This is a genomic window from Paraburkholderia sp. SIMBA_054 (genome assembly GCF_046534875.1).
Classification (GTDB): Bacteria; Pseudomonadota; Gammaproteobacteria; order Burkholderiales; family Burkholderiaceae; genus Paraburkholderia; species Paraburkholderia hospita.
In genome coordinates this window covers 1-338 of record NZ_JAWRXV010000409.1, presented here as the reverse complement: position 1 = coordinate 338, position 338 = coordinate 1, and the positions used below count along the sequence as shown (strand labels likewise).

Annotated in this window: 1 protein-coding gene; it reads right to left on the bottom strand. The window is 63.6% G+C overall.

The window, feature by feature from the left end:
* The coding region (locus SB822_RS55695; protein WP_410858925.1) for an efflux RND transporter permease subunit at window positions 1-338 on the bottom strand (338 nt) is incomplete at both ends.

The window sequence follows — 338 nt, the reverse complement described above, 5'->3', positions numbered from 1 at the left end:
TTGAAGCCGACAAAGAACGTCGACGAGTTGTTCTTGTTCTGGCTGTCGAGAATGCTGAAGCCGTCCACCGTCGTGATGCTGCCCACCGCCGGCTGCTTCATGAAATACTCGGACACGCGGTCCGACACCTGCCCCGTGCGGTCCAGCGACGCCGCATCGGGCATGATCACGGCGCCCAGCAGATAGCCCTGGTCCTCGGGCGGCAGGAACGCGGTGGGAATGTCGCGCATCATCACGACGGCCAGCGCGATCATGCCGACGAACAGCAGCAGCGCGATCACGAAGCGCTTGATGATGAGGCGCACGGCGCGCGTGTAACCCGACGTCATGCGCGCGAA